This is a genomic window from Clostridium perfringens ATCC 13124, assembly GCF_000013285.1.
In the GTDB taxonomy this organism is placed as follows: domain Bacteria; phylum Bacillota; class Clostridia; order Clostridiales; family Clostridiaceae; genus Sarcina; species Sarcina perfringens.
The window spans coordinates 1,101,219-1,125,512 of record NC_008261.1; the positions used below are offsets into that span (position 1 = coordinate 1,101,219).

A 24,294-nucleotide genomic window follows, 5' to 3' on the forward strand; every position below is an offset into this window, starting at 1 on the left:
TGTTGTTATGAAGCTTACACCAAAACAGAAGGCGTTTGCTGAATATTATATTGAAACAGGCAACGCCACAGAATCAGCTATTAAGGCAGGATATAGTAAAAAGACAGCTAGGGTAATAGGACAAGAGAACTTGCTAAAACCTGCCTTGAAATCTTATATAGATGAAAAGATGAAAGAATTAGAAAGCAAAAGGATAGCTAAAGCAGAGGAAGTGCTAGAGTATCTAACTAGAGTTCTAAGAGGAGAAGAAACAGAACAAGTAGTAGTTACTGAAAATATAGGTGATTTTATGAGTGAGGCTAAAGTTGTTGATAAGGAAATTTCGGCTAAAGATAAAATCAAAGCAGCAGAATTATTAGGTAAAAGATATAGATTGTTTGTTGATAAAGTTGAAAAGGATAGTAACGTAAATGTTAATTCTACAACTAAACTAGATTCTATACTTAACCAGTTAAAGGATGATGACGATGAGTGATGAATACAAGTTATCAGATAAGTATTTAGCTTTTTTAAAACATAGAGCACCAGTAGAAGCATTGGAGGGAACAACAGCAGCAGGAAAAACTACAGTAGGAATATTAAAGTTTATGCTGATGGTTGCAGAATCTCCTAAGAAAATGCATGTTATTGCTGCTAAAACAACTGGCGTTGCTGAGAAAAACTTAATACAAAAAGAATATGGAATTACTGATGTATTTGGTGATTTAGTCAAGTATAACGGTAATGGTGATAAAGATAATAAAATACCTCATATAAGATATATAACTCCTAATGGTGAGAAAATAATATATATACTAGGTTATGATAACGTAGATAAATGGAAGATGGCCTTAGGTTCTCAATTCGGTTGTGTACTTATAGATGAGGTTAACACAGCTAGTATTGAATTTGTAAGAGAAATATGTACTAGAAATGATTATCTTATGATGACACTTAATCCAGATGATCCTAACTTACCTATATATTCAGAATTTATTAATTGTTGTAGACCATTAGAAAAATATAAGAAAGATGTTCCAAAAGAGATAATGGAGCAGTTAAATTCGGAACCAAAGCCTAACTGGACTTATTGGTTCTTTTCTTTTTATGATAATGCATCATTAAGTGAGGAAGCTATTGAAAAGAAAAAGACGAGTGCTCCTAAAGGTACTAAGCTATATAAGAATAAGATACTAGGGTTAAGAGGAAGAGCAACAGGATTAATATTCTCTAATTTTGAAAGAAAGAATAATGTATTATCTAAAGAACAGGTTATTAAACAAATAAAAGATAAGAAATTAAAGTTTGTTCAATTTACAGCAGGATTAGATACCTCATATTCTCAAAATAGTCCTGATACCTTTGCATTTACTTTCTTAGGTATTACAGATAAGAAAGAATTAGTAATGCTAGATGAAGAGGTGTATAACAATAAAGACCTAGAAACTCCATTAGCTCCTAGTGATATAGCTCCTAAATACTTTAAGTTCTTAGAGAAGAATAGAAATGAATGGGGATTTGCTAGAGATGTATTTGTAGATTCAGCAGACCAAGCAACTATAACGGAGCTTAAGAAGTTTAAGAGAACTAATCCATGTATGTATAACTTTATTAACTCTTATAAGAAAGTAACTATATTGGATAGAATACATTTAGCTTTAGGTTGGATTAATACCAATGGTAAAGTATTTTATTATGTTTTAGATACTTGTAAAGAGCATATAAGAGAACTTGAATGTTATTCATGGAAAGAGGATAAGTATGAGCCAGAGGATGCAAATGATCATACAATTAACTCTAGTCAGTATGCATGGATACCTTTTAGAAAGATAGTAGGAGATTATATAACATAAGCACTTTCCTTAATTGTATATTTATTGTAAAATTACAATGAACGGAGGTGATAATTTGAATAAAATAATAAAATGTTTGAAAAAAATAATAAATTTTTTAAAATTAATACTCATTATTATTGCTATAGTATTTTCGTCTATAGTATTAATAGCAAGTATTGTTTATTTATGTTTTGCTATAATATATTTACTACCTATAGGAATTGAATTTATAAATGGCAATTATGTTGCTACATCTACTATGATGCCAAATTACTCAACAGTTTTCCAATCAATCTTTACATTGGTTAGTATATTTACTTCTTTATCAGTTAGTTTATTATTATATAAGTTAAATAAACAACAAAATGCAGTTAAGTATAATAAAGAATTAGTAGCTCCTGCTAATTTAGTTTATTTTAAGATAAAATATTATCTTATACATCATTTAATTGAAGAGTTACGAAGAAATAGGAATAGGATAAGTAATGATCAATATCGAACTCAAAATGGATTAGAAGAAAGTGATTCAATAATTTATGAAAATATTGCTCAAGTTAATGTTGATACTTTAGAAAATAATATTTATAAAATTTTATGTGAGTTAAATGATGATAGAAGTATAAATAAACTATTAGGTCTATATGAGGATATGAGAAGAAGTAATTCAATAATATATATTTTAAAAGATGAATTAACAAACTCATGTAATCTTGTTGAAACTAGGGGATATGAATGGGTTAAGGTACTAGTAGGTCTACATAATAATAACTTTGAGTGTTTAAATGAAGATTATAAAAAAATCATGTATAGATTATTAGAATTAAGCAAAAGGAAAAAATAAACCGATAAAAATTTATCGGTTTATTTTTTGTAAGGAGGAGTAGAAGTGGGGTGGTTTAAGAGTATGTTAACTAAAGCAGCAATTAAATATTTAAATGTTCAACCAGCATTAATTAATCCTATTACTATACAAGAAGCTTATACCTATGAAACTAATGTGATTAGAAATAAGCTTTGGTATAGGGGAGAACCATACGAATTGGACCAATTCTTTAAGAATATATCAAGTGATCCAGTAAATAAAGCTAGGTTTTGGAGTGCTGTTCCAAGTGAAGATTTAAGTATAAGAAAAATACATAGTGGATTACCTGCAATGATAGCTGATAAGTTAAGTGATATAGTTGTAGCTGACTTAGATAGTATAGAAGTTACAGGAGAGAATTATAACACATTATGGGAAGAAATAAGAAAAGATAATAAGTTTGATGATATGCTAGGTGATATAATTGCTACTACATTAGTTAGTGGTGATGGAGCTTTTAAACTATCTATAGATACAGAGATAAGCAAATATCCAATAATAGAGTTTTTCGATGGTGATAAGGTTGAATATATAACTCAAAGAGGAAGATTAAAAGAAATAAAGTTCTATACTTTTTATACTAAAAATAATAGACAATATAAATTAAGTGAAACTTATGGAAAAGGATATATAAACTATAATTTATATGATAGTAATGGAAATGAAGTTTCTTTAAATACACTTGATGAAACTAGAGAACTTGCAGATGTAACATATAAAGATGATTTTATAATGGGAGTACCATTAATGTTCTTTAAATCTCCTAAGTTTGAAGGAAGAGGGAAGAGTATATTTGATAATAAATCAGATGCCTTTGATGCATTAGATGAAGTTATATCTCAATGGATAGATGCCATAAGGGATGGGAGAGTCCAAAAGTATATACCAGAGGATTTAGTTCCAAAAGATATTAATGGTAATTTAATGAAACCTAATCCTTTTGATAATAGATTCTTAAAAGTAGGTTCTAGCCTTGCAGAAGATGCAAAGAATGAGATAGATATGAAGCAAGCTAATATAAATTATGAGGCTTATGTTGAAAGTTATTCTAATGCTATTGATATGTGTCTACAAGGTATAATAAGTCCTAGCACTTTAGGAATAGACCTTAAAAAAACAGATAATGCAGAAGCTCAAAGAGAGAAAGAAAAAACTACTTTATATACTAGAGGAAAAATGGTTGATATATTAACAGAGGTTATACCAGAGTTAGTTAATATAATCTTAAAGACCAATGATGTATTAAATAAAAAGAATACTGGAGAATATGAAGTAAGTATTGTATTTGGAGAATATGCAAGTCCTAGCTTTGATACAGTAGTAGAAACTGTAGGGAAAGCTAAAACCTATGGAGTAATGTCTATAGAGCAATGTATTGAGGAAATGTATGGAGATACATGGACAGATGAAGAAAAGGAAGAAGAGATAAAAAGAATAAAGGAACAGAATGGCTATCTTGTAGCTGAAGAACCTAAGACAGTAGATGATTCTGATATTTCATATACTGATGATAATGAGGTTGAAACAGATGGACAAGAGGGATAAGGATATACAATTATTAGCTGATATACTTAGAGGAATTACTGAAAATAAAATAAAAGAAAATGCTAAAAAGGAAAGAGATAAGTCTTATGATATTAGAAATATATTCGAGCAAATGGAGCTTGATTTAATTTCTAGTATGCATAGGGCTTTTTATTTTCACCAAGCCGAGCAGAGTAAAGAAGGATTTCAATGGGAACAATGGCAAAGGACTAAGCTTAGAGAAATTGAAAAGTATAGAAAGAGAAATAAGAAACTAGTTGAGGAATATAACAAGCCTATCCAAGAAGCTATAAACAGAGAGATTCAAGGGGATTTTACTAAAGGTCAAGAAAATGCAGAAAAGTTAATAGATGAAGTAAAGATAAAGTTTCCAGAGAATATAAAAGAACCTCAAACAGTTAGAGAGTATATTGCTAAAGAACTAGGGAAAAAGACTAATCCACAAGTTGAAGAAAACTTCTTTGGTATTAACGAAAAGAAACTTAATGCATTACAAGAAACTGTTACAAATGATTTAAAAAAGGCTCAAATGTCAGTTTTAAGAAAGATGGATGATGTATATAGGCAAATAATATTTAAAACTCATGTATATTTGCAAAGTGGTACTAAGACTATTAATCAAGCTATAGATATGGCTACTAAGGATTTTCTTGAGAAAGGTATAAATAGTATAACTTATAAGAATGGTAAACAAGTTAATATTACTAGTTATGCAGAGATGTGTTTAAGAACAGCAAGTCAAAGAGCTACATTTTTAGGTGAAGGAAAGAAAAGAGATGAATATGGAATACATTTAGTAGTTGTTACGGCTCATGCTAACACTTGTAAAATGTGTGAACCATGGCAAGGAAAAGTATTGATTGATGATATATTTTCTCATGGTACTAAAGAGGATGGAGATTATCCATTATTAAGTGAGGCTGTAGGAAAAGGATTCTTACATCCTAACTGTAGGCATACATTAGCAACTTATTTCCCTGGTGTAACAAGACTTCCAGTAGTTCCTAATGGTGAAGATGCTATTAAACTTTATGAGGTTGAACAGAAACAGAGATATTATGAAAGACAATTAAGAAAGTGGAAGAGATTCAAGGCTGGTACTTGTGATGAAGAGAATAAAGAAATAGCAAGTAAAAAGGTTAAAGAATTAGAAAAAGCTTTAAAGGATCATTTAGAAAGTAATAAAGAGCTTAGAAGAAATAATTATAGAGAAAAAGCTAGAGAAGGCTTAAATATTAAGGATGCTAATATAGAGGCAGAAGTATTGAAGCAAAAGTTTCAAAATGCTAAAATTAAAGAAATAAGAGATTTCATTAAGAATAATCAACCTTTAAAAATAGAGGTTGGGAAACAAGGTAAACATATTTTAGGACATAACAACTACATTGAAGGTAGAAGTTATTTAACCATATCTTTAGAAGAGGCACAAGAACTTATTAATAAGTATGCTGGTACTGGTGCTTTAGATATGGATTCTAAAGGTAACTGGAGAAAAAAAGAAATAATAAAAACAGATAAGAAAATAGGTGTTAATGTAAGTATGTTAGATGGTTCAGAAAACAAAACAAATAACTTTAAAATACATTATTCTAAAAAAGGAACTCATATAGTTCCTAATTAAAGAGGTGATTCCATGTTTAACTTAGTAGAGACATTAAGAGATATAATGAAAACTCATAAGCTAGATAATAATCTTAAGTTAAAAATAAAAACTGTTGATGGGAATATCATTATTGGACCATATGAAGGATTTACACAAGCTTTAGATAATGAACCAGAGATAGCAAGTATAGAAATAAAAAAAGATGAATATAACATAGAGCTATATGAAAATGAAATAGCTTCAATAGAAGTGTAGTAAGTTAATTTTGTTTTGGGGGATAAAATGGAAAGAAAAGTATTTATAGAAGGTAAAAATAAAAGTGAACAAGCTTATATAGGTTGGGAGTCAGAAGAATTATACCTAATTGGAGTAAAGGATGGATATAAAAGTTCAGCTGATGATCTTCTTGACAAAGCAATATTAGAAGGCCATAAAAATAGAATTGATATATTAGATAAATATATATTTCCAATAATGTTCTTATATAGACATAGTATAGAAATAAGCTTAAAACTTATATATAGAAGAGTTAATGGAAAGATACCAACTGGACATAATCTTATGACATTATGGGATAGAGTTGACAAGGATGTTTTAAACCTTTTAAATAATGATATTAAATTAAAAAAGCTTGAAGAAAAATATAATACTAAAATTTATAGATTAAATATTGATAAAAAGTTATTAAATGAGATTAAAAACTTGATAAAAGAATTACAAGGTATTGATTCTAATGGAGATGTTTGGAGATATCTTATCAATAAAAATGGAGATTTATATTTTAATAAGTGGAAATTTATAGATTATCCGAATTTAAAAAATACTATTAATTATATCTATGAGTTTTTAGATGGTTTATATTGTGAAGTTGATGAAATTCTAGTAGTAAGAAAGTCTTAGGAAACTAAGGCTTTTTTATTTTGTCCAAAACTTGCTTAAGACCTTAAACTGTGCATGGAATTAACAGCCGACAGGCTATAAATGGAGGTATTTATGTCTATATCAAATTTAAATTTAAGAAAAAGATTAGGTATGAAACTAGCACAAGATGATGGAGCAGGTAATGGGGGAGTAGGTTTAGAAACTAATCCAACTGATGGTGCAGGTGGAGAAGGTGAAGGAACAGAAACTAATCCAACAGAAGAAAAGACTTTTACTCAAGAAGAAGTAAATAGGATGATTAAGGATAGGGTGGCAAGAGAAAAGAAAGGCCAACTATCTAAAGAAGAACTTAAAGCTTATCAAGATTGGAAAGAAAGCCAAAAAACAGAAGCAGAAAAGCAAAGTGAAGCTTTAACTAATGCAGAAAAAGCTAAACAAGATGCAGAGGAGAGAGCTAATACATTAGAGGCAAAAGTAACTTGTTTATCTAAAGGTGTTTTAGCTGATAGTGTTGACGATGTTGTTATATTAGCTAAAGCTATGGTAAGTGATGATGTTACTATGGATCAAGCAGTAGATAAAGTTTTAGAAAAATATCCAAGCTTTAAAGGAGTGCAGCAACAAGATGAAAACAAAGGCTTTAAAATAGGTGCTGATGGTGGAAAACAAAAAGGAAATGTTGATGATGCATTAGCAAGAGCCTTTGGAAATAAATAATAAAAAGATTAGGAGTGATATAAAATGGCAGTATACAGTTATGCTGAACAATTTGAAAGACAATTACAACAAAAATATGCAAGAGAATTAACTTCATATGCATTAGAGCAATCTAATCCACAAGTTAAATTCATTAATGCACAAACTATTAAATTACCTAATATAACAGTAAGTGGATATAAGGATCATAATAGAAGTGCTATGGGATTTAATACAGGTTCAATGTCAAATGATTGGGAACCAAAGAAGCTATCTCATGATAGAGATATTGAGTTTGCAATAGATCCCATGGATGTTGATGAAACAAACTTAACATTAGAGATGGCTAATATTCAAAATGTTTTTGAAACAGAACAGGCGATACCAGAAAAGGATAGTTATAGATATTCTAAGCTTTATGCAGAAGCTAAAACATATAAAGCAAATGGTGCTGTTATAGATAATACAGTTTTAACAACAGCAAATATATTAGATTGGTTTGATACTCAAATGGAGAAAATGGATGACTTAGGAGTACCAAGTGAAGGTAGAATACTTTATGTTACACCAGCTATTAATAAACTTCTTAAAAATGCGGAAGGATTAACAAGAACTATTAATTCTGATAAGAATACTGGAAAAGTTGATAGAAGAGTTTATTCATTAGATGATGTGACTATTACTAAAGTTCCAAGTGCGAGAATGAAAACAAAATATGATTTTACAAATGGATGTGTTCCAGCAGGTGATGCAAAGCAAATAAATATTATACTTATTCATCCATCATGCCAAGTAACAAGAAGTAAGTATTCTTATATTAAAGTGTTCACTCCTGGAACAGATAGTAGAACAGCAGATAAGTATGTATTCCAAAATAGAAGTTATGGAGATACATTCTTAATTAAAAATAAAGCTTGTGGTATTGCTATTAATGCAGAATCAGAAGGTTAGAAAGGAGAATACATATGAAGGCTATTAAAGAAAATAAAGTTTATACAATAACTGAATCTGAACAGAACTTTTATAAACAACAAGGATATGACATAGTTAATGATGAAGGGGAAGTTATAGAACGTGGAGCAGGGAAATCTATTTCTTATGAGGAATATATAAAGTTAAAAGATGAATTAGATCCATTAAAAGATGAAAACTATACTTTAAAGCAAGAAAATGAGAAATTAAAAGAAGAAAATAAAAAGCTTAAAGCTGAAAATAAAGAGTTAAAGAAGTCTTAGTTAAGGCTTCTTTTTCTTTATAAGGATGTGAGTATATGTCTTATGTAGATATTTCATATTATAAAGATAATTTCAAAGGTGATATCCTTAATGATGATACTTTAGAAAATAGATTAGAAAGAGCATCAGATCAAATTGATAAATTGACATATAACAGAATAATAGGAGTAGAATTTAAAAATTTATCTCCATTTCAACAAGATAAAATTAAAAAAGCAGTTTGTTTACAGGCTGAATTTATAGAGCAATATGGTGAGTTTATTAATATGCCTTTAAGTGGATTTTCAGCTGGTAGTACTTCGGTATCTTTTAATGGAAGTATTGTAAATGGCATAACAACCACACAGGAAGTTATTAATTATATATATCAAACTGGTTTAAATAGTAGGAGGATCTAAACTATGGGAATTAAATTACCATTTCCTAAATGGCTTTTAAAAACACCAGTAGAGGTTTACCATACTTATATGAATGAGGATGGTGAACCAGTAGAAGAGTTAATTTATAAAGGATTAAGTATATATAATGAAAAGGGAAAGAATACTCTCGATGCAGAGCGTAGACTTGTAACTTTAAGTGGGACCGTAACAATTGAAGGTGATATTTATCCTAATAAATTAATTGAAGGATATATAAAGGTTGGAGATGTTAAAAAAGATATTTATAAGTCATCAAGGCCACGTAATCCAGATGGAAGTGTATTTTCTACTGAATTGGAGCTTATCTAATGAAGGCTAAAGTAACAATAAAATTAGATAGAACTAAGATAAACACTTTAATAAATGCTAGAAATAAAGCTTTAGAGGAAACTACAGAGGCCATGTTAAGTGATATTAAGACAAGTGCTATAGTTCCTAAGGATACTGGAGAACTTGAAAGAAGTGGTTTTGTTGATTTATCTAAGTTAGATGATGGAATAGCATCTATAATTTTTGATACACCATATGCTAGAAGATTATATTGGCATCCAGAATATAATTTTAGACAAGATAAAAATATAAATGCACAAGGTAAATGGATGCAATCTTATATTGATGGAGATAATAAAGAATTTGTAACAGAGACTTATTTTAAATTCTTAAAAATATTTAGCAAAGGATTGATTAAATAATGTTGCTAAGTGAAGTAAGAGAATATTTAAAAACTAAAATAGAATGCCCTCAATGGTATATAGGAAAGATAGATGCAACTAAAGAGCAATGTATAGGTATCTATAGCATAAGAGGACCAAGAAATCATATAGCCTTAGGTGGTTTAGAAAATACAAGCTATTCCACTAAGGCTATTTCTATATTAGTTCATTGGGGAAAGAATGCTAATATAGCAGAGCAAAAAGCTCAAGAAGTATTTAATGTTTTATTTGGACAAGATGCTGTTATAGGTGGGAAAAGAGTTATAGATTTTAAAATGATAACTACTGAACCTATAGGAGTTGGAACAGATAAAAATAACATATATGAATATGTAATAGAAGTAAATATAATACATGAAAGGTAGTGAATAATTATGGCATTTACAGGAGTTTTTCCAGTATATAATCTTAAATTTAAGATAGGAACAAAAGGGAAAGCAAGTCAATCTCAAGATATGCAGACTATAGCTGATATGGAGAACTTTGGTATAAAGATTGATGGTAAGGTAGAAGATTGGACACCAATGGATACAGCAGGTTGGGCAAGAAGTTTAATGACAGGAAAAAGTTTCTCAATATCTTTAAAAGGCAAAAGAAATGTAGGTGATCCAGGAAATGATTATGTTGCAGCAACTGCATGGAAGGATGGATTAGATTGTAGTACAAAAGGAGAAATGGAGTTCCCAGATGGGTCTAAACTTACATTTAATTGTGTAATTGATATTAAAAATGTAGGTGGAGATGATAGTACAAAGGTTGCTCCATTAGAATTTGACTTAAAAGGTGACGGAAAACCAGAATATACAGAAGCACCATCAAGCTTAGGACATTAGGAGGTATAAACAATGGCAAAAGTATATGACATAATGAATAAGTTAGTTAATGTAAAACCAACAGTAAAGATAGATGAAGATCACGAATATAAAATTAATAATACGAAGAATAATGCTATATATATTCAATCATTAGTTAAAGAAAATAAGAAAAAAGATGATAAAAAACAGGATGAGATGGAGCTTATTAATAAAATAATAAAAGCTTCCCTAGGTAAAGAAGCTTTTGAATATATAGATAGTAAAGGTGATGAATGGAGCATGTCAGCATATAATGCAATAATAAATGTAATAATGGCTGCTATATCTAATGTTGAATTAGAAGAAATTGAAGAAATGAGTGAGAAAGAGGCAAAGCGATTTCAAGAAAGTAAAGAATAATCAATGGTATGATTTATTTGAAGATTGGGAGCTTATAGAAGCTTCTTTTACAGCTCAATACGGAATTAGATTAAGAAATGAAACTAATATGACTTGGGATGAATTCTGTACATTGCTTAGTGGAATAATGCCTAAAACACCACTAGGTCAAATTGTTTCAATAAGAAGTGAAGAAGATGAAAATATGCTTAAGAACTTTACAGAAGAACAACATAGGATTCGTAATGAATGGAGAAGTAGACAAGTAGAGCAAATGACAGATGAAGAAAAAGAGGAACAAATAAAAGAAATACAAGAAATTCTTAAAAAGGCGTTTAGTTAAAACTAAATGTCTTTTTTATTTTAAGAAAGGTGGTGAGGTAATGGCAGATGCAGATTCGGTAGGGAAAATTGGTCTTGATTTAGAGATACAAGATGGTGATATAGGAAAACAAATAGAAAAGATGGCTAGTGCTATAGGTAGTCAAATAAGTAAGTCGCTAGAAGGAATAACAGAAAAATTTGATTTTAATTCAATAACAAAAGGAATTTCTGAATCTTTAAATAAAGGAATGAATAATATTGATGAAACTATAAAATCTAGTGTTGAGAAAAGTAAAGCTAATATTCTTAAGACAATAGAAGAAATAAAATCAAAAGCTTTAGATGCTATAAGAAGTATAATAGCTAAATCTAAAGAAATAAAAATTCCTATTCAGTTTTCTCCAGTTAGTAATATTGCAATGCCTAGTAGCAAGGTAGCAACGCAACCAATAAGTAGAAGAGGACCACCAAAAAGTAATGTTGGAGATTTAGAATCTATAAAATCTAAGATTGAAAATCTTTCTAATAGTTTAGAGATAACTAATAGATCAATAGAGCAGCAACAAGAAAAATTATCAGGATTGAAGGCTGCTTATAATTCTACATTTAATCAAGCTAGAAAAAACAAATTACAGGAGCAAATATTAAAAACAGAAGCTGTTATAAATAAACTTATAGCTAAATCTGATGCAACAGGGTTTAAATTAGCTGATTTAGATAGGCAGTTTGAGAAATTAGGTAATTCAGCTAAGAATTCTACTTTAGGATTAAATGAAGCAAGTAATAGTATGAAGAGGCTTGAAAATACTACAAGTAGAACAAATAGAAATTTAAGAAATGCTAATAACTCTACTAGACGATATAGAGAAAATATGAATGGTGCTAGAAGTGCAACAGGGATGTTTATTGATAGTATGTTTAGGTGGGGAATAGTATTCCCTTTAGTAATGAAGGGGATAAACACTGTTGCTAGTTATATAGGAAGTGCTTTAATGACTAATGCTCAGTTTGCAAACAGTTTAGCACAAATTAGAACTAATCTTATGGTTGCATTTATGCCAATCTATCAAGCAGTTCTACCAGCACTTAATGCTCTTATGAGTGCATTAGCAACAGTAACCGCATATATTGCAGCTTTTATAAGTGCTATATTTGGTAAAACATATCAAGCTAGTTTTGGTGCTGCTAAAAGTATGAATGCTTCTATAGCTTCAATGAAGAATATGGAAAAGCAAGGTAAAAAAACATCTGGAGCAGTAGATAAAATAGGAGATTCGGCAGAAAAGACAAAAAAGAAAATACAAAGGTCCTTAGCTGGATTTGATGAAATAAATAAATTAAGTATTCCAGATGATTCTGATAAAGCTCCAAAGGCTCCAAAAGGAGGAGGCGGTGGTGGAGGAATAGATCCGATACCAATGGTTGCTCCAGATATAGATTTAAGTCCAACAAGTGTAGCAATGCAAAAAATAAATGCTATGGTAGAAAAGCTAAAAGATATTATATCTAAAATATTTCAACCTTTTAAAAATGCATGGGCAAGAGAAGGAGCTGCAACAATTGCAAGTATTAAATATGCATTACATGGAGTTTGGGAGCTTATAAAAGCTATAGGTATTAGTTTTTTAGAAGTATGGACTAATGGAACGGGAGAAAAAATACTTGTAGTTATTCTACAAATTTTACAAAACATATTTAATATAGTTGGAGATATAGCAATTACATTTGCAGATGCTTGGAATGCTGGAGGAATAGGAACAGCTATAGTTCAATCTTTAGCAAATGCTCTTTTAAATGCACTTACATTAATTAAGCATATGGGAGATTCTTTAAGGCAAGTTTGGGGAGAAATTGGTCCTGGATTAGCAACTACATTCATGCAAATATTAAATGCAACATCAGGAGTATTAGAAAATTTAACTCAAAAATTAATTTATGTTTGGGATAATGGAGGTAGTCATTTATTCCAGGGATTTATAAGGCTAGGTGCAAAAATATTTGAATTAGCTGGGTATATTTATACTAATTTTGTTGCTCCTATGGTTAATTGGTTTGTAAACATGATAGCTCCAGTTCTAGCTAAATTAGCAGATATATTAGGAATTGTTTTAGATGCGTTTAGCAACTTAATAAATTGGTTAATGGGTAGTGGAAAGCCAGTATTAGATACAATTATTATTGTTTTAGGAAGTCTTGGTGCTTCTATACTAATAGTTAAAGGAGCATTAACTTTATGGACAATAGCTCAAACAATTTGGACAACTGTAGCAAAAACAAGTACTATAGCAACAACATTACTAGGTGGAGCAATAGCATTTTTAACAAGTCCAATAGGAATTGCAATAGTTGCTATAACAGCAATAATAGCTAGTGGAGTAGCTTTATATAAAAATTGGGACTTTGTAAAAGCTAAAGCTATAGAAATATGGGGAAAAATAAAAGACATATTTAATAGCTTTAAAGAATGGTTAAGGAATGTTTTCCAAACAGATTGGTCAAATTGTTTTGGAGTATTAGGGAATCTATTAAATCTTTTCTTAAAAAATGTAGATAATGTTTTTCAATCTATCAAAAAAATATTTGGTGGAATAATAGACTTTGTAACCGGAGTATTTACTGGAAACTGGAGCAGAGCTTGGCATGGCGTTGTAGATATTTTCAAAGGTATAATGAGTGGATTAGGTTCTGTAATTAAAGCGCCTCTAAACTCCGTTATTGGGCTAATTAATATGGCTATAGATGGTTTAAACAAAATTAGTTTTACTACTCCAGATTGGATTCCTGGTATTGGTGGTAAGCACTTTGGAGTTAACATAGCTAAAATGCCTTATTTGGCTAAAGGCGGTATAGTAGATAAACCAACACAAGCCGTAATAGGAGAGGCTGGAACAGAGGCAGTAGTACCACTAGAAAATAATACTGGTGGATTAAATTTACTTGCTATTAAACTTTCAGAAAGAATTAATAATATGTTATTACTTTCTAATAATGCATTAAAACAACCTGATTTAACAATGTTAGGTCAAAATATTAATAGTAATGAAAAGAAGAGTATTAATGATCCAGAGTTCATAGAAAAAATAAAAGAAGTTATAATAGAAGCTATTTTAGAAGCGATGAAGAATAAAAAAGATAATAGCTATAATAATTCAGGGCCTCAAGAGAGTGGTGATTTAATATTAAGAATAAGAGATACTGATTTAGGTAGAATTGCAATAGAAGCTATAAATAAAGTGAATAGACAAGCTGGAGAGCAATTATTAAATCTTTAGGAGGTGGCAACTATAGGAATTAGTATAAATGGAGTAGCAGTTGCTTCTCCAAAGAGTTTTAAGGTTAACATAATGGATTTAGATGGAGAAAATACAGGAAGAAATTTATTAGGTGTAATGCTTAGAGATAGGATAAGAGTTACTAGAAAACTTGAGTGTGAATGGGGTCCTTTAACATCTAATGAGATTAAAACAATATTACAATCAGTAAGTGGAACAGAGTTTCCAGTTACTTATCCTGATCCAATGGAAGGAGTTACAACTAAAAATTTTTATGTAGGAGATAGAAGTACACCAGCTGTTGATTTTAATAAGAATGTATGGCAAGGTCTGTCTATGAATTTAATAGAAATATAAATAAAAGAAAGAAGGAATTGAAATGTCAGAAGAAAATATAAAAGTAACAAGCACAATAACAGAATCTACTAACTTAAATGGAACAGTAAATATAGAAAAGGATGGAATGAAGCAAACAGTATTAACAATGAGTTGTAGTTTAACTCAAAATACTATCGCAAATATTCAAACATATCCTACTAATATGGAGTTGTTCTTAGCAAATTCTCAATTAGTTCAAGCTGAGGTTCAAAAATTTAGAACAAAGGCTACGGAAGTTGGCAAAAGCTTAAATTGTTTTATACTTTAGTTTATAAGAGCTTACAAAATGTAGGTTCTTTTTTAATGAAATTTTTAAAAGAAAGAGGTGTTCAAAATGGTTAAAATGACAAATAAAGAAATATTAGAAAAAGTTAATGTATTAGGAGAAATAAGTTTAAGAAAGTTACCAGTTAAAGTTTCTTATGCTATAGGCAAGAATATATCTAAAGTTGAAAGAGAATTAAAACACTATAATAAAGAAAGGCAAAAATTAATAGAAGAATATTGTTTAAAAGAAGATGATGGAACTCTAAAAATAACAGATGGAAATTATGATATTGATCCAGAAAGATTAGAGTATTTTAATAAAGAAATTAATGAATTACAAGAAATTGAAGTTGAAATGAATATACATAAATTTAATATTGAATTATTAAATGGTTATGAAATGAGTCCAGGAGATTTAATGTGTATTGACTTTATGATAGAGGAATAATATAAATATTAATCTTTAGGAAAGGGGGTTAGTATTTGTTTAAAGTATCAGAAGCATTTAATAAAGAAATAAATAAGTTACAAGGAAGAAAATTTAATGCTAAGGTTATTATAAGAGATAAAGAATATAGTGGAAATCAAATATATGAAATGAATTTAGAGGAATCAGTTAATCCTAGTGATAGTTTTTCTATAGGATCAATTTGTTCTAACAGTTTCGATATAAAACTAATTAATACAGGAGATATATTTGATAATGCTATTGTAAAACCATATGTAGGATTGTATATAGGAGATGATATAGAATATATACCTTTAGGTGTATTTACTGTAATTAAGACTAGTGTAAAAGGAAAATTTATAAATCTTGAGTGTGTAGATAATATGCTAGGGTTAGAAAAAGTATATTTTTCAGATTTATCTTATCCAGCAGATATAAACGATATTGCTAAAGAAATATGTAAAAAGGCAGGCGTTAATTTAGCCAGTAAATTACCTAATTATAGAGTTAATAAAATAGAGGGATATTCATTAAGGGAAGCTATAGGATTTATAGCTTCCCTTTGTGGTTCATTTGCTAGATTTAATAGGATAGGTGACTTAGAAGTTAGAGATTATGAGGTAGTAAAGCAGGAAATGACACCTCATAATTTATTTAAATTAGATATTGAAGCTAATGAGTGCATTATAAAAAAAGTAATAGCCAAAAAAGGTGAAGAAGAATTAAGTACTGGTACAGATGATGGAAATAAAATTGTATTCAATAATCCAATAATAACTAAAGAAATTTTAAGTGATATATATACTAAATATAATGGATTTAAATATATATCATATACAGCTAAGTGGAAAGGTAACCCAGCTATAATGGCTGGAGATATATTAAATTTAACTGATTTAAATGGGAATAAATATAATGCTTTAATAATGGAGCAAAAGTTTACCTATAAGAATGGTATTTCATCAGAAGTAAAGGCTAAAGGAAAAACTAGACAAGATTCTAGCTTTGATAGTAAAGGATCAGTTGCTCAATCAATGGAGAGATATTCTATTGAACAAGCAAATATAAAAAAGGCTTTAATAGATAAGGCTAGTATAAATGATTTAACAGCTGTTGATGCTAAAATACAGAGGTTATATACAGAGGATTTAACAGCTATAAGAGCAGATATAGTTACTTTAAATTCTCAAAAAGCTAATATTATCGAATTAAATTCTGTAAGAGCAGATTTACAACAGGCTATAATTGGTAAAGCTAATATAACAGATTTAAACGCAGCAGTTGGAAAATTAAATGTATTAGAATCTAAAACAGCTAGTATAGAAAATGCACTTAATAAAAATCTTACAGCAGAAAATATAGCGACAGGAGCAATAACAGCTAGTTCTGGAATAATAGCAGAAGGAGCTATAGGAGATGCAGAAATAAGTTCTTTATCTGTAAATAAGTTAAAAGCTGGAGATATAACAACTAGCAAACATAGAATTGTTAGTGCAGATGGAACCATAGAAATTGTAGGAAATCAAATTCTTATTAATAGAAATAATGTTAATAGAGTTATATTAGGAGAGTATAGGAAAACAGATGGTACTACAGATTATGGACTACTTATCAGAGGTAAAGATGGTAAAACCATAATGCTTGATTCAGACGGAGTTCATAATGCAGGGATAACTAATGGAGCTATAGATAATAATAAAGTAGCTGACAACGCTAATATAAGTGGTAATAAGCTAGATATAAATAGTGTTATTAGAGAAGTAAACAATAATGGTACTGAAACTATTAAGGGTACTAAGGTTACTGTAGGTGATAGAACTTTAGATGTAGAATTATCTACACAAAATAATACTATTACAGAGCATAGCAAAGAACTATCTAGTCAAAAAGCTTCCTTAACCGCTTTAGATAATGCATTAAAGTTTAAAGTAGATTCACAAACTTTTAATCAGAGTACAACTACTATAAATAATAATATTAATAGAGCCAAGGAAGAAGCTATAAACAGTTCTAATTCTCACGCTGATAGTAAAGTTAATGAAGCTCTTAATAATGCTAAAGCTTTTGTTAATTCAGAAATTACTAATGTTAATACTCATTTGAATAAAAACACTAGCGAGATAAATATTTTAAAAGGTCAGATAGAAAGTAAAGTTTCTCAATCAGATATAGATAAATCTATTCAAAATATTGAGTTTGGTGGAAGAAATCTATTTTTAAAAAGTAAAGGTCCATTTAAAAGCTCTAATGAATATGTAGGGATTTCAATAACTTCTGTTGTAGAAAAATATTTAAATAAAAAAATTACAATATCAGCAGATGTAAAAGCTAATAAAGTTGGGAAAATTAGATTTTATTCTCTTGGTGGATATTCTGTAGGATTTTGGGTTGAGAGAGATGTAACTACAGAATGGACAAGAATAAAAGCTACTGGAAAGTTTACACTTAATGATGAAAAACAAAAGTGGTGTGATTTAAGTTTTTATGGTACTTATGGAAGTGGACTATTTACTGAAGTTAGAAATGTAAAAATAGAATTAGGAGAATTGGCTAGTGATTATACAGAGGCTCCAGAAGATACTGACAAGCTAATTATAGACAATATAAAAACAGTAACAGATAAAATATCTACAGTAGAAAGTAAACTTACACAAGAAAATAATAGTATAAAAGCTAGTGTTCAAGATTTAAATTCTACAACTCAAAGTATTACAACTAATGTAAGTAATATAAATAGAGATTTAATAAGTAAAATAAATTCTAATTTAGCTGTAGCTAAAAATTTTGCTACAGATATAGCTATAGCAAAAGCTAATCTTGCAAGAGAACAAGCTATAGCTTCAGCTGATGGCAAGATTACAGAAGAAGAAAGAAAGAGAATACAACAAGCACAGGAAAATCTTGATACGGCTATAGCAAGAGCAGATAAAGCTAAACAAGATGCAATTAATGCAGCAAGTACAGATGCAACTAACAAAGCAAATAATGCTTTAAATAGTGCTAAGGCGTTTGTTAATGCAGAAATAACAACAGTTAATAATAAAGTGCATAACGTAGAAAGTAATATTGATATATTAAAAAATAAAATTGCTCTTAAAGTTGAACAATCAGACATAGATAAAACAAAAACAGAGTTAATTAATAAGATAAATGTTGTAGATAATTTAGCTAATAACGCTAAAGATTTAGCTAGTGCCATGAGCTTAGGTAAAATGTTATTTAGTGATCCTACATTTAAAAATAGTTCTAACAATATTAAAACTTACAATAACAATGGAAATGGAACAGTAACAACTTCAAGAATTTCTAAAATAAATGGATGTCCAACTGATTCACAATATTGTATAGAAGTAAAAACTGTTGGAAGTGCAAGTCCTAACCATGGTGGATTTTATTTTGGAAATATGACTAGAGCAAATGCAATATTTGTAACGAAAATTATTGCTAAAATTCCAGTTGGATTAAGAATAGGGTGGTATTCAAATTCAACAGGGAATAATGGGAGTTCTAAATGGTTAACATCAGTAAATGGAACAGGTAAGTGGGAAGAGTATATACATTTATTAAAATGTGGTGATACAGGAAGTTTTTCTAGTACCAGTTTCTTTGCATTAGATGGAGGGGGAACTCCAACATCTAGCAATCCAATAATTTGGCATATAGCTTATGCAACTGTTTTTGATATAACTGAAAATGATGAATCAGTTAATGTATTAAAAACTGAAATGTCAACAGCTAAGAATAAGGTGGCAATAATAGAAACTAATTTAGACAGTATAACTCAAAGAATAAGTTCTACTGAAAGTAAAACACATTCTATAGAAACTACATTAGGTGGAAAAGCATCTAAACAAGAAGTTGCAGAAGTTAATAATAGAATTGCTACTATTAAAGCTAACTTAGATTCTATTACACAAAGAGTTTCTAATACAGAAAGTAAAACAAATAGCTTAGAAACAAATATAAATGGTAAAGCTAGTAAGCAAGAATTAACAGTAGTTAATAACAAAGTTACAGAAGTTACAGCTAGTTTGAATGGAATCACTCAAAGAGTAGGAAACACGGAAAGTAGAATAAATGCTTTAGATGGAAAAGTAGCTGGAGCTGTAACATTACAACAATTTACAGAATTCAAACAAAGCAATGATAAATTTAAATTTACTGTAGAACAAAGAAGTAGTGTATCAAATATACTTCCAAACAGTTCTTTTCATGGTGGAGATCGTGGGTGGCTTCATGGTGGAAATGAATTTTGGTCTGGTCCTTATAGTGGGTATGGATTTAAGGGAAGAATTACTGGTGCAATAAAAAATAGAGCAGCATATAACAATCCAGAAAGATACTTACAAACTCATAAAGCTTATAAAGTTAAAAAGAACACTACTTATACAATAAACTTCCATTATATTTGTGAAAAGAATGTTCAATCAATGGATGCTTTTGTTGTTTTAAGTGATACTGAACATGGTGATTATGCACAACCAATTTATGTATTAACAGCTCAAGGTGGTTCTCAAAGTAATGCAACTGAAGAAAAACCATTTACATATAAATTTAATACAGGTAACCATGAGTGGGTATGGATTAGATTTGACCATAATGGAATGAAAAGTGGCGTTAATTGGGATGAATTTTGTTGGGTTTATGTTAGTGAAATTGGAATCTATGAAGGTGATGTCGGAGCTGTTAAGTGGACACCAAAAGGTGGAGAAGTTTATTCAGCTAACTATCAAATGGATGGTCTAGGATTCAAAGGGACTTTTGAAGATGGTACTTATGCATCTTTAGGTAAAGATGGACTTGAATGGTTTAACGCTGGTACTGGACATGCATATCATGCATTAACATACGTAACCTCATTCGACATTCCAATTGGTAATCCAGGTAAAGCATATATAAAACTACCAGCTGAATTTACTAAAAGAAGAAACTCTCTTAAATGGACAGTCGCATTAAGAGGATATTATTACTCAACAAGTGGCGATTTCTTCCCATTCCATATACATTGTACTGGTGGGAGGGATTATATAGAAAATGGACTTGTTGTATGTGAAGTTCAAGGTTACTGTAAAATACAAAATGCCCAAAATGCTGGTGATGTACAGTTTAGACCACTTACAGCTATGTTAATAGCTATAGCTTAAATAGAAAGGAGGGTTATTATGGATAATTCTATAAAAAACTTTGAAAATAAAGTTACTTTATTTTATTCTCAATCAACTGGAGATATAAAACTTCATGCTGGTGGAATACAAGATATGAGTTATTTTGGTCCTGAAAGAGATGACTATAATTATAAATTTATAGTTGTAGATAAAGATTATTATTTACTTAATAATTTAGAAAATTTTAAGGTTGAAAATGGAAAGTTAAAATTAAAAAGTAATAGTATATTAGCTAAATACATGTAGGAAGGAATAGACTATGGAAAATATATTTGATTATTTAAAGATGGGGATTGTAGCAATAGGAACTTTATTTACATGGCTATTAGGAGCATGGGATACCCCTTTAGTTATACTTATAGTTTTAATGTCTTTAGATTATATTACTGGTATTACTAAAGGTTATGTTAATAAAGATTTAAGCAGCAATATAGGACTTAAAGGAATAGCAAGAAAGGGAATTATTTTCACTATTCTTATAGTAGCTGTAATGTTAGACAGACTTTTAAATACAGGAAATTGGATATTTAGAACTTTGGTATGCTATTTTTACATAGCTAATGAAGGTATAAGTATTATAGAAAATGCAAGTAAACTAGGTGTACCAGTACCATCTAAATTAAAAAATGCGTTAATACAACTTAAAGAAGATAAAGAGGATCATAAGAAATTATGATTCTTTTTTTATAAATAAAATTAAGAAAGAAGGAATTAAAATGTTAAAAACAATTTTAAAATTAGTAATTAAAGTATTAGAAAGTAAATTACAAAAAAGTGGGTTAGAAGAAAAGATAATAAAAAATAAACAGTATATAGATATAGCAAAGCAAGTGTGGAATGTAGTTGAAGAAAACTTCCGTATCACAGAATCAGTAGAAAAGAAATTAAGTTCTAAAGCTTATGAATTTGACAAAATGATGATGGATAAGTTTCCAGAGTTATCACCAACAGATGTAAAAGAATTAAGACAAAGTATTGCTGGAGAAGTTAATAAAGGGAAAGAAGCTGTTTTAGAAAATTCAGAGATATTAAAGAAGTTACAAGAAGAAAACCAAGAGCTTAAGTCTAAGAACACTGATTTAGAAAGTAAACTAGCTGCAATATCAAACTATGTGCCAGTGGAAAACAAATAGTTTATTAATGTAATACATAGGACTAGAGATAGTCTTTTTTTATTGGATTTAATTATATAAATTTAAAAGAAAGAAGGAATTAATAATGCAAAGTAGAAACAATAATAATTTAAAAGGAATTGATGTATCAAACTGGAAAGGAAATATAAATTTTCAAAGTGTAAAAAATGATGGTGTAGAAGTAGTTTATATTAAAGCTACAGAAGGTAATTACTTTAAGGATAAATATGCTAAACAAAATTATGAGAGAGCGAAAGAACAAGGATTAAGAGTAGGATTTTATCATTTCTTTAGAGCTAATAAAGGAGCCAAGGATCAAGCAAATTTTTTCGTAAATTATTTGAATGAAATAGGAGCAGTTAATTATGATTGTAAATTAGCTTTAGATATAGAAACTACTGAAGGGGTAGGAGCAAGAGATTTAACTTCTATGTGTATAGAATTCTTAGAAGAGGTAAAAAGAATTACTGGAAAAGAAGTTGTTGTATATACATATACAAGCTTTGCAAATAATAATTTAGATAGTAGATTATCCAGTTATCCAGTTTGGATAGCTCATTATGGTGTAAACACTCCTGGAGCTAACAATATATGGAGTGAATGGGTTGGGTTCCAATATTCAGAGAATGGAAGTGTAGCTGGTGTAAGTGGTGGATGTGATATGAATGAGTTCACTAATGGAATATTCATTGATTCAAATAATTTTACTTTAGACAATGCTACTACTAAAAATGTAAGTATTAAATTAAATATAAGAGCTAAAGGAACTACTAATTCTAAAGTAATTGGTTCAATACCAGCCAATGAGAAGTTTAAAATAAAATGGGTTGATGAAGATTATCTTGGTTGGTATTACGTTGAGTATAATGGAATAGTTGGCTATGTAAATGCAGATTATGTAGAAAAGCTACAAATGGCTACTACTCATAATGTAAGTACTTTTTTAAATGTAAGAGAAGAAGGATCATTAAATTCTAGAATAGTAGATAAGATAAATACAGGTGATATTTTTAGAATAGATTGGGTGGATTCCGATTTTATAGGTTGGTATAGAGTAACAACTAAAAATGGAAAAGTTGGATTTGTTAATGCTGAATTTGTTAAGAAATTATAATTTTAAGGTTAGTTAGAGTAATATCTGACTAACCTTTTATTTTTTTGTTCATAATCATAATGAGGTGATTATGAACAAAAAAGATAATATTAGAATTGATTTAATAATTTTATTAGCTATTATTTCTATAATATTACTTTTAGTATAATTTATATAAACTTTTAAAATTAACAATAGTTAAGGCTAGGTAGATTAATTCCTATTTAGTCTTTTTTATATTCTTAAAATAAAAAAGCTACACTTAAATGTGTAGCTAAAAAAGGAGTGTGATATATTATCTCTGTATCATTTAAAATAAAAATCTATCTTAATTATAGACATTATTTTCAATTATATACATATTAACAAAAAACTTTTTTTATTTACAATAATGTTATATAATGTTAATAAAAACACAATTAAAAAGGAGTATTTAAAGTGAACAAAAAAGAAAATGTTAATTTAATTTATTTAATAAAATCTTTTTCAAAAAAAGTGTACAATATATTTAATATCAGTAAAGGATTTAAGAAAGTTAAAAAAATTGTAGAATTTAATAATTTAAATCAAATTGAACAATTAAATATAATTAAAGAAAATGATAAGTTATTATCTAAAAAAGATAAAGAAGTTAAAAATAAAGTTGTAGCTAATAATATAGATACATTTTTTAAGTTAACAAAAGATAAATATTATGGGTGTAATATACCTATAGAGAAAGCTAGAATAAATCAATATTTTTTAGGTGATAGAAAAAAGAAATCCAATTCCGAATTTTTAAATAATATATTTTGCTCAGCTATATTAGGAAGTTTTTTAGCTGCATTTTTAAGTATTGAAATCAATGAAAGCTTAATAAAAATATCCGGTTTTTTGCTTTTAATTATAGTTATTTTATCAATTATAATAGTTATGCTTTCAATAATTTTTATAGATTTTTTCTTAGAAATATCAGAAAAAGACACTGTTAATAAAGATCTATATTATAATATTGTACTTGAAATATTGTCAGAACTTGAGTTTGAGGAAACAAAGAAAAAAATAAATGATTCAAAGGAAATAAATATGGATTTTAATCTAAATTTTTTAAAACTAAAATAGATAATTTTTAAATAGTATGTTAGTAAACATACTATTTTTATATTTGTATGCAAAAATATGTTTTGTATAAAGGAAAAAGTTGAGTGATTTTATAATTTAAGGTAAAATTAAAAGCAAGTATAATAGGAATATACTTGCTTTTAATAGAGTA

27 protein-coding genes are annotated in these 24,294 nt (G+C 28.8%); all 27 read left to right on the forward strand.

Going from position 1 to position 24,294, the window contains the following annotated elements:
* Positions 1–7: 7 nt before the first annotated feature.
* The 27 genes from CPF_RS04670 (at position 8) to CPF_RS04800 (ending at position 24,143) form a co-directional block, all read left to right on the forward strand.
* The gene (locus tag CPF_RS04670; RefSeq protein ID WP_011590464.1) at positions 8–475 is read left to right on the forward strand and encodes a terminase small subunit; all 468 of its coding nucleotides are present in this window, start codon (positions 8–10) and stop codon (positions 473–475) included.
* Entirely contained in the window at positions 468–1,832 is a 1,365-nt protein-coding gene (locus CPF_RS04675) for a terminase large subunit domain-containing protein (protein WP_011590465.1), read from the forward strand. The genes CPF_RS04670 and CPF_RS04675 overlap by 8 nt, the downstream gene beginning before the upstream one ends.
* 55 nt (positions 1,833–1,887) lie before the next feature.
* Positions 1,888–2,655, forward strand: a complete 768-nt coding sequence (locus CPF_RS04680) for a hypothetical protein (protein ID WP_041702636.1) — start codon at positions 1,888–1,890, stop codon at positions 2,653–2,655.
* A 45-nt stretch (positions 2,656–2,700) separates the two neighbouring features.
* Positions 2,701–4,221 (forward strand): phage capsid protein, encoded by a 1,521-nt coding sequence (locus tag CPF_RS04685; RefSeq protein ID WP_041702637.1) that lies wholly within the window; start codon positions 2,701–2,703, stop codon positions 4,219–4,221.
* The gene (locus tag CPF_RS15060) at positions 4,205–5,842 is read left to right on the forward strand and encodes a phage minor capsid protein (RefSeq protein WP_011590468.1); all 1,638 of its coding nucleotides are present in this window, start codon (positions 4,205–4,207) and stop codon (positions 5,840–5,842) included. The genes CPF_RS04685 and CPF_RS15060 overlap by 17 nt, the downstream gene beginning before the upstream one ends.
* Positions 5,843–5,854: 12 nt before the next feature.
* On the forward strand, positions 5,855–6,079 hold the full coding sequence (locus CPF_RS04695; RefSeq protein ID WP_011590469.1) for a hypothetical protein: 225 nt from the start codon (positions 5,855–5,857) through the stop codon (positions 6,077–6,079).
* A gap of 27 nt (positions 6,080–6,106) precedes the next feature.
* A complete protein-coding gene (locus tag CPF_RS04700; protein WP_011590470.1) occupies positions 6,107–6,724 on the forward strand; it encodes a hypothetical protein in 618 nt (205 codons plus the stop codon).
* A 93-nt stretch (positions 6,725–6,817) separates the two neighbouring features.
* The gene (locus CPF_RS04705; RefSeq protein WP_011590471.1) at positions 6,818–7,423 is read left to right on the forward strand and encodes a hypothetical protein; all 606 of its coding nucleotides are present in this window, start codon (positions 6,818–6,820) and stop codon (positions 7,421–7,423) included.
* Between the two features lie 24 nt (positions 7,424–7,447).
* Positions 7,448–8,353, forward strand: a complete 906-nt coding sequence (locus tag CPF_RS04710; protein ID WP_011590472.1) for a hypothetical protein — start codon at positions 7,448–7,450, stop codon at positions 8,351–8,353.
* 14 nt (positions 8,354–8,367) lie between these two features.
* Positions 8,368–8,637 carry a hypothetical protein gene (locus CPF_RS04715; RefSeq protein WP_003460293.1) on the forward strand — a complete coding sequence of 90 codons (270 nt, stop codon included), beginning with the start codon at positions 8,368–8,370 and terminating at the stop codon, positions 8,635–8,637.
* Between the two features lie 35 nt (positions 8,638–8,672).
* On the forward strand, positions 8,673–9,035 hold the full coding sequence (locus CPF_RS04720; RefSeq protein WP_011590473.1) for a hypothetical protein: 363 nt from the start codon (positions 8,673–8,675) through the stop codon (positions 9,033–9,035).
* 3 nt (positions 9,036–9,038) lie between these two features.
* A complete protein-coding gene (locus CPF_RS04725; RefSeq protein ID WP_011590474.1) occupies positions 9,039–9,365 on the forward strand; it encodes a hypothetical protein in 327 nt (108 codons plus the stop codon).
* Positions 9,365–9,748, forward strand: a complete 384-nt coding sequence (locus CPF_RS04730) for a hypothetical protein (protein WP_011590475.1) — start codon at positions 9,365–9,367, stop codon at positions 9,746–9,748. Before CPF_RS04725 ends, CPF_RS04730 begins: the two co-directional genes overlap by 1 nt.
* Positions 9,748–10,134, forward strand: coding sequence for a phage tail terminator protein (locus CPF_RS04735; RefSeq protein ID WP_011590476.1), 387 nt, complete (start codon positions 9,748–9,750; stop codon positions 10,132–10,134). Before CPF_RS04730 ends, CPF_RS04735 begins: the two co-directional genes overlap by 1 nt.
* 9 nt (positions 10,135–10,143) lie before the next feature.
* Positions 10,144–10,602, forward strand: a complete 459-nt coding sequence (locus CPF_RS04740; RefSeq protein ID WP_003460307.1) for a phage tail tube protein — start codon at positions 10,144–10,146, stop codon at positions 10,600–10,602.
* A gap of 12 nt (positions 10,603–10,614) precedes the next feature.
* Entirely contained in the window at positions 10,615–10,983 is a 369-nt protein-coding gene (locus CPF_RS04745; RefSeq protein ID WP_003460275.1) for a hypothetical protein, read from the forward strand.
* Positions 10,943–11,305, forward strand: coding sequence for a Gp15 family bacteriophage protein (locus tag CPF_RS04750; protein WP_041702638.1), 363 nt, complete (start codon positions 10,943–10,945; stop codon positions 11,303–11,305). The genes CPF_RS04745 and CPF_RS04750 overlap by 41 nt, the downstream gene beginning before the upstream one ends.
* Positions 11,306–11,345: 40 nt before the next feature.
* Positions 11,346–14,558: a membrane protein gene (locus CPF_RS04755; protein WP_011590478.1), complete on the forward strand. Its 3,213-nt coding sequence runs from the start codon at positions 11,346–11,348 to the stop codon at positions 14,556–14,558.
* 3 nt (positions 14,559–14,561) lie between these two features.
* Positions 14,562–14,915: a DUF6711 family protein gene (locus tag CPF_RS04760; protein WP_003460303.1), complete on the forward strand. Its 354-nt coding sequence runs from the start codon at positions 14,562–14,564 to the stop codon at positions 14,913–14,915.
* Between the two features lie 22 nt (positions 14,916–14,937).
* The gene (locus CPF_RS04765; RefSeq protein ID WP_003460286.1) at positions 14,938–15,204 is read left to right on the forward strand and encodes a hypothetical protein; all 267 of its coding nucleotides are present in this window, start codon (positions 14,938–14,940) and stop codon (positions 15,202–15,204) included.
* A 66-nt stretch (positions 15,205–15,270) separates the two neighbouring features.
* On the forward strand, positions 15,271–15,651 hold the full coding sequence (locus CPF_RS04770) for a DUF1617 family protein (protein WP_011590479.1): 381 nt from the start codon (positions 15,271–15,273) through the stop codon (positions 15,649–15,651).
* A 35-nt stretch (positions 15,652–15,686) separates the two neighbouring features.
* A complete protein-coding gene (locus CPF_RS04775) occupies positions 15,687–20,795 on the forward strand; it encodes a KID repeat-containing protein (RefSeq protein WP_011590480.1) in 5,109 nt (1,702 codons plus the stop codon).
* Between the two features lie 18 nt (positions 20,796–20,813).
* A complete protein-coding gene (locus tag CPF_RS04780; RefSeq protein WP_011590481.1) occupies positions 20,814–21,062 on the forward strand; it encodes a hypothetical protein in 249 nt (82 codons plus the stop codon).
* 13 nt (positions 21,063–21,075) lie between these two features.
* Positions 21,076–21,492 carry a phage holin family protein gene (locus CPF_RS04785; protein WP_011590482.1) on the forward strand — a complete coding sequence of 139 codons (417 nt, stop codon included), beginning with the start codon at positions 21,076–21,078 and terminating at the stop codon, positions 21,490–21,492.
* 40 nt (positions 21,493–21,532) lie between these two features.
* On the forward strand, positions 21,533–21,949 hold the full coding sequence (locus tag CPF_RS04790; protein ID WP_011590483.1) for a hypothetical protein: 417 nt from the start codon (positions 21,533–21,535) through the stop codon (positions 21,947–21,949).
* Between the two features lie 85 nt (positions 21,950–22,034).
* The gene (locus CPF_RS04795) at positions 22,035–23,063 is read left to right on the forward strand and encodes a GH25 family lysozyme (RefSeq protein WP_011590484.1); all 1,029 of its coding nucleotides are present in this window, start codon (positions 22,035–22,037) and stop codon (positions 23,061–23,063) included.
* 417 nt (positions 23,064–23,480) lie between these two features.
* Entirely contained in the window at positions 23,481–24,143 is a 663-nt protein-coding gene (locus CPF_RS04800; protein ID WP_011590485.1) for a hypothetical protein, read from the forward strand.
* Positions 24,144–24,294: the final 151 nt, after the last annotated feature.

Bases quoted from the DNA above. Each gene is read 5' to 3' on its own strand.
- CPF_RS04695 (WP_011590469.1), top strand. From the start codon at position 5,855: ATGTTTAACTTAGTAGAGACATTAAGAGATATAATGAAAACTCATAAG.
- CPF_RS04725 (WP_011590474.1), top strand. From the start codon at position 9,039: ATGGGAATTAAATTACCATTTCCTAAATGGCTTTTAAAAACACCAGTA.
- CPF_RS04715 (WP_003460293.1), top strand. From the start codon at position 8,368: ATGAAGGCTATTAAAGAAAATAAAGTTTATACAATAACTGAATCTGAA.
- CPF_RS04770 (WP_011590479.1), top strand. From the start codon at position 15,271: ATGGTTAAAATGACAAATAAAGAAATATTAGAAAAAGTTAATGTATTA.
- CPF_RS04795 (WP_011590484.1), top strand. From the start codon at position 22,035: ATGCAAAGTAGAAACAATAATAATTTAAAAGGAATTGATGTATCAAAC.
- CPF_RS04780 (WP_011590481.1), top strand. From the start codon at position 20,814: ATGGATAATTCTATAAAAAACTTTGAAAATAAAGTTACTTTATTTTAT.
- CPF_RS15060 (WP_011590468.1), top strand. From the start codon at position 4,205: ATGGACAAGAGGGATAAGGATATACAATTATTAGCTGATATACTTAGA.
- CPF_RS04670 (WP_011590464.1), top strand. From the start codon at position 8: ATGAAGCTTACACCAAAACAGAAGGCGTTTGCTGAATATTATATTGAA.
- CPF_RS04790 (WP_011590483.1), top strand. From the start codon at position 21,533: ATGTTAAAAACAATTTTAAAATTAGTAATTAAAGTATTAGAAAGTAAA.
- CPF_RS04765 (WP_003460286.1), top strand. From the start codon at position 14,938: ATGTCAGAAGAAAATATAAAAGTAACAAGCACAATAACAGAATCTACT.
- CPF_RS04740 (WP_003460307.1), top strand. From the start codon at position 10,144: ATGGCATTTACAGGAGTTTTTCCAGTATATAATCTTAAATTTAAGATA.
- CPF_RS04720 (WP_011590473.1), top strand. From the start codon at position 8,673: ATGTCTTATGTAGATATTTCATATTATAAAGATAATTTCAAAGGTGAT.
- CPF_RS04700 (WP_011590470.1), top strand. From the start codon at position 6,107: ATGGAAAGAAAAGTATTTATAGAAGGTAAAAATAAAAGTGAACAAGCT.
- CPF_RS04675 (WP_011590465.1), top strand. From the start codon at position 468: ATGAGTGATGAATACAAGTTATCAGATAAGTATTTAGCTTTTTTAAAA.
- CPF_RS04710 (WP_011590472.1), top strand. From the start codon at position 7,448: ATGGCAGTATACAGTTATGCTGAACAATTTGAAAGACAATTACAACAA.
- CPF_RS04730 (WP_011590475.1), top strand. From the start codon at position 9,365: ATGAAGGCTAAAGTAACAATAAAATTAGATAGAACTAAGATAAACACT.
- CPF_RS04745 (WP_003460275.1), top strand. From the start codon at position 10,615: ATGGCAAAAGTATATGACATAATGAATAAGTTAGTTAATGTAAAACCA.
- CPF_RS04705 (WP_011590471.1), top strand. From the start codon at position 6,818: ATGTCTATATCAAATTTAAATTTAAGAAAAAGATTAGGTATGAAACTA.
- CPF_RS04755 (WP_011590478.1), top strand. From the start codon at position 11,346: ATGGCAGATGCAGATTCGGTAGGGAAAATTGGTCTTGATTTAGAGATA.
- CPF_RS04785 (WP_011590482.1), top strand. From the start codon at position 21,076: ATGGAAAATATATTTGATTATTTAAAGATGGGGATTGTAGCAATAGGA.
- CPF_RS04735 (WP_011590476.1), top strand. From the start codon at position 9,748: ATGTTGCTAAGTGAAGTAAGAGAATATTTAAAAACTAAAATAGAATGC.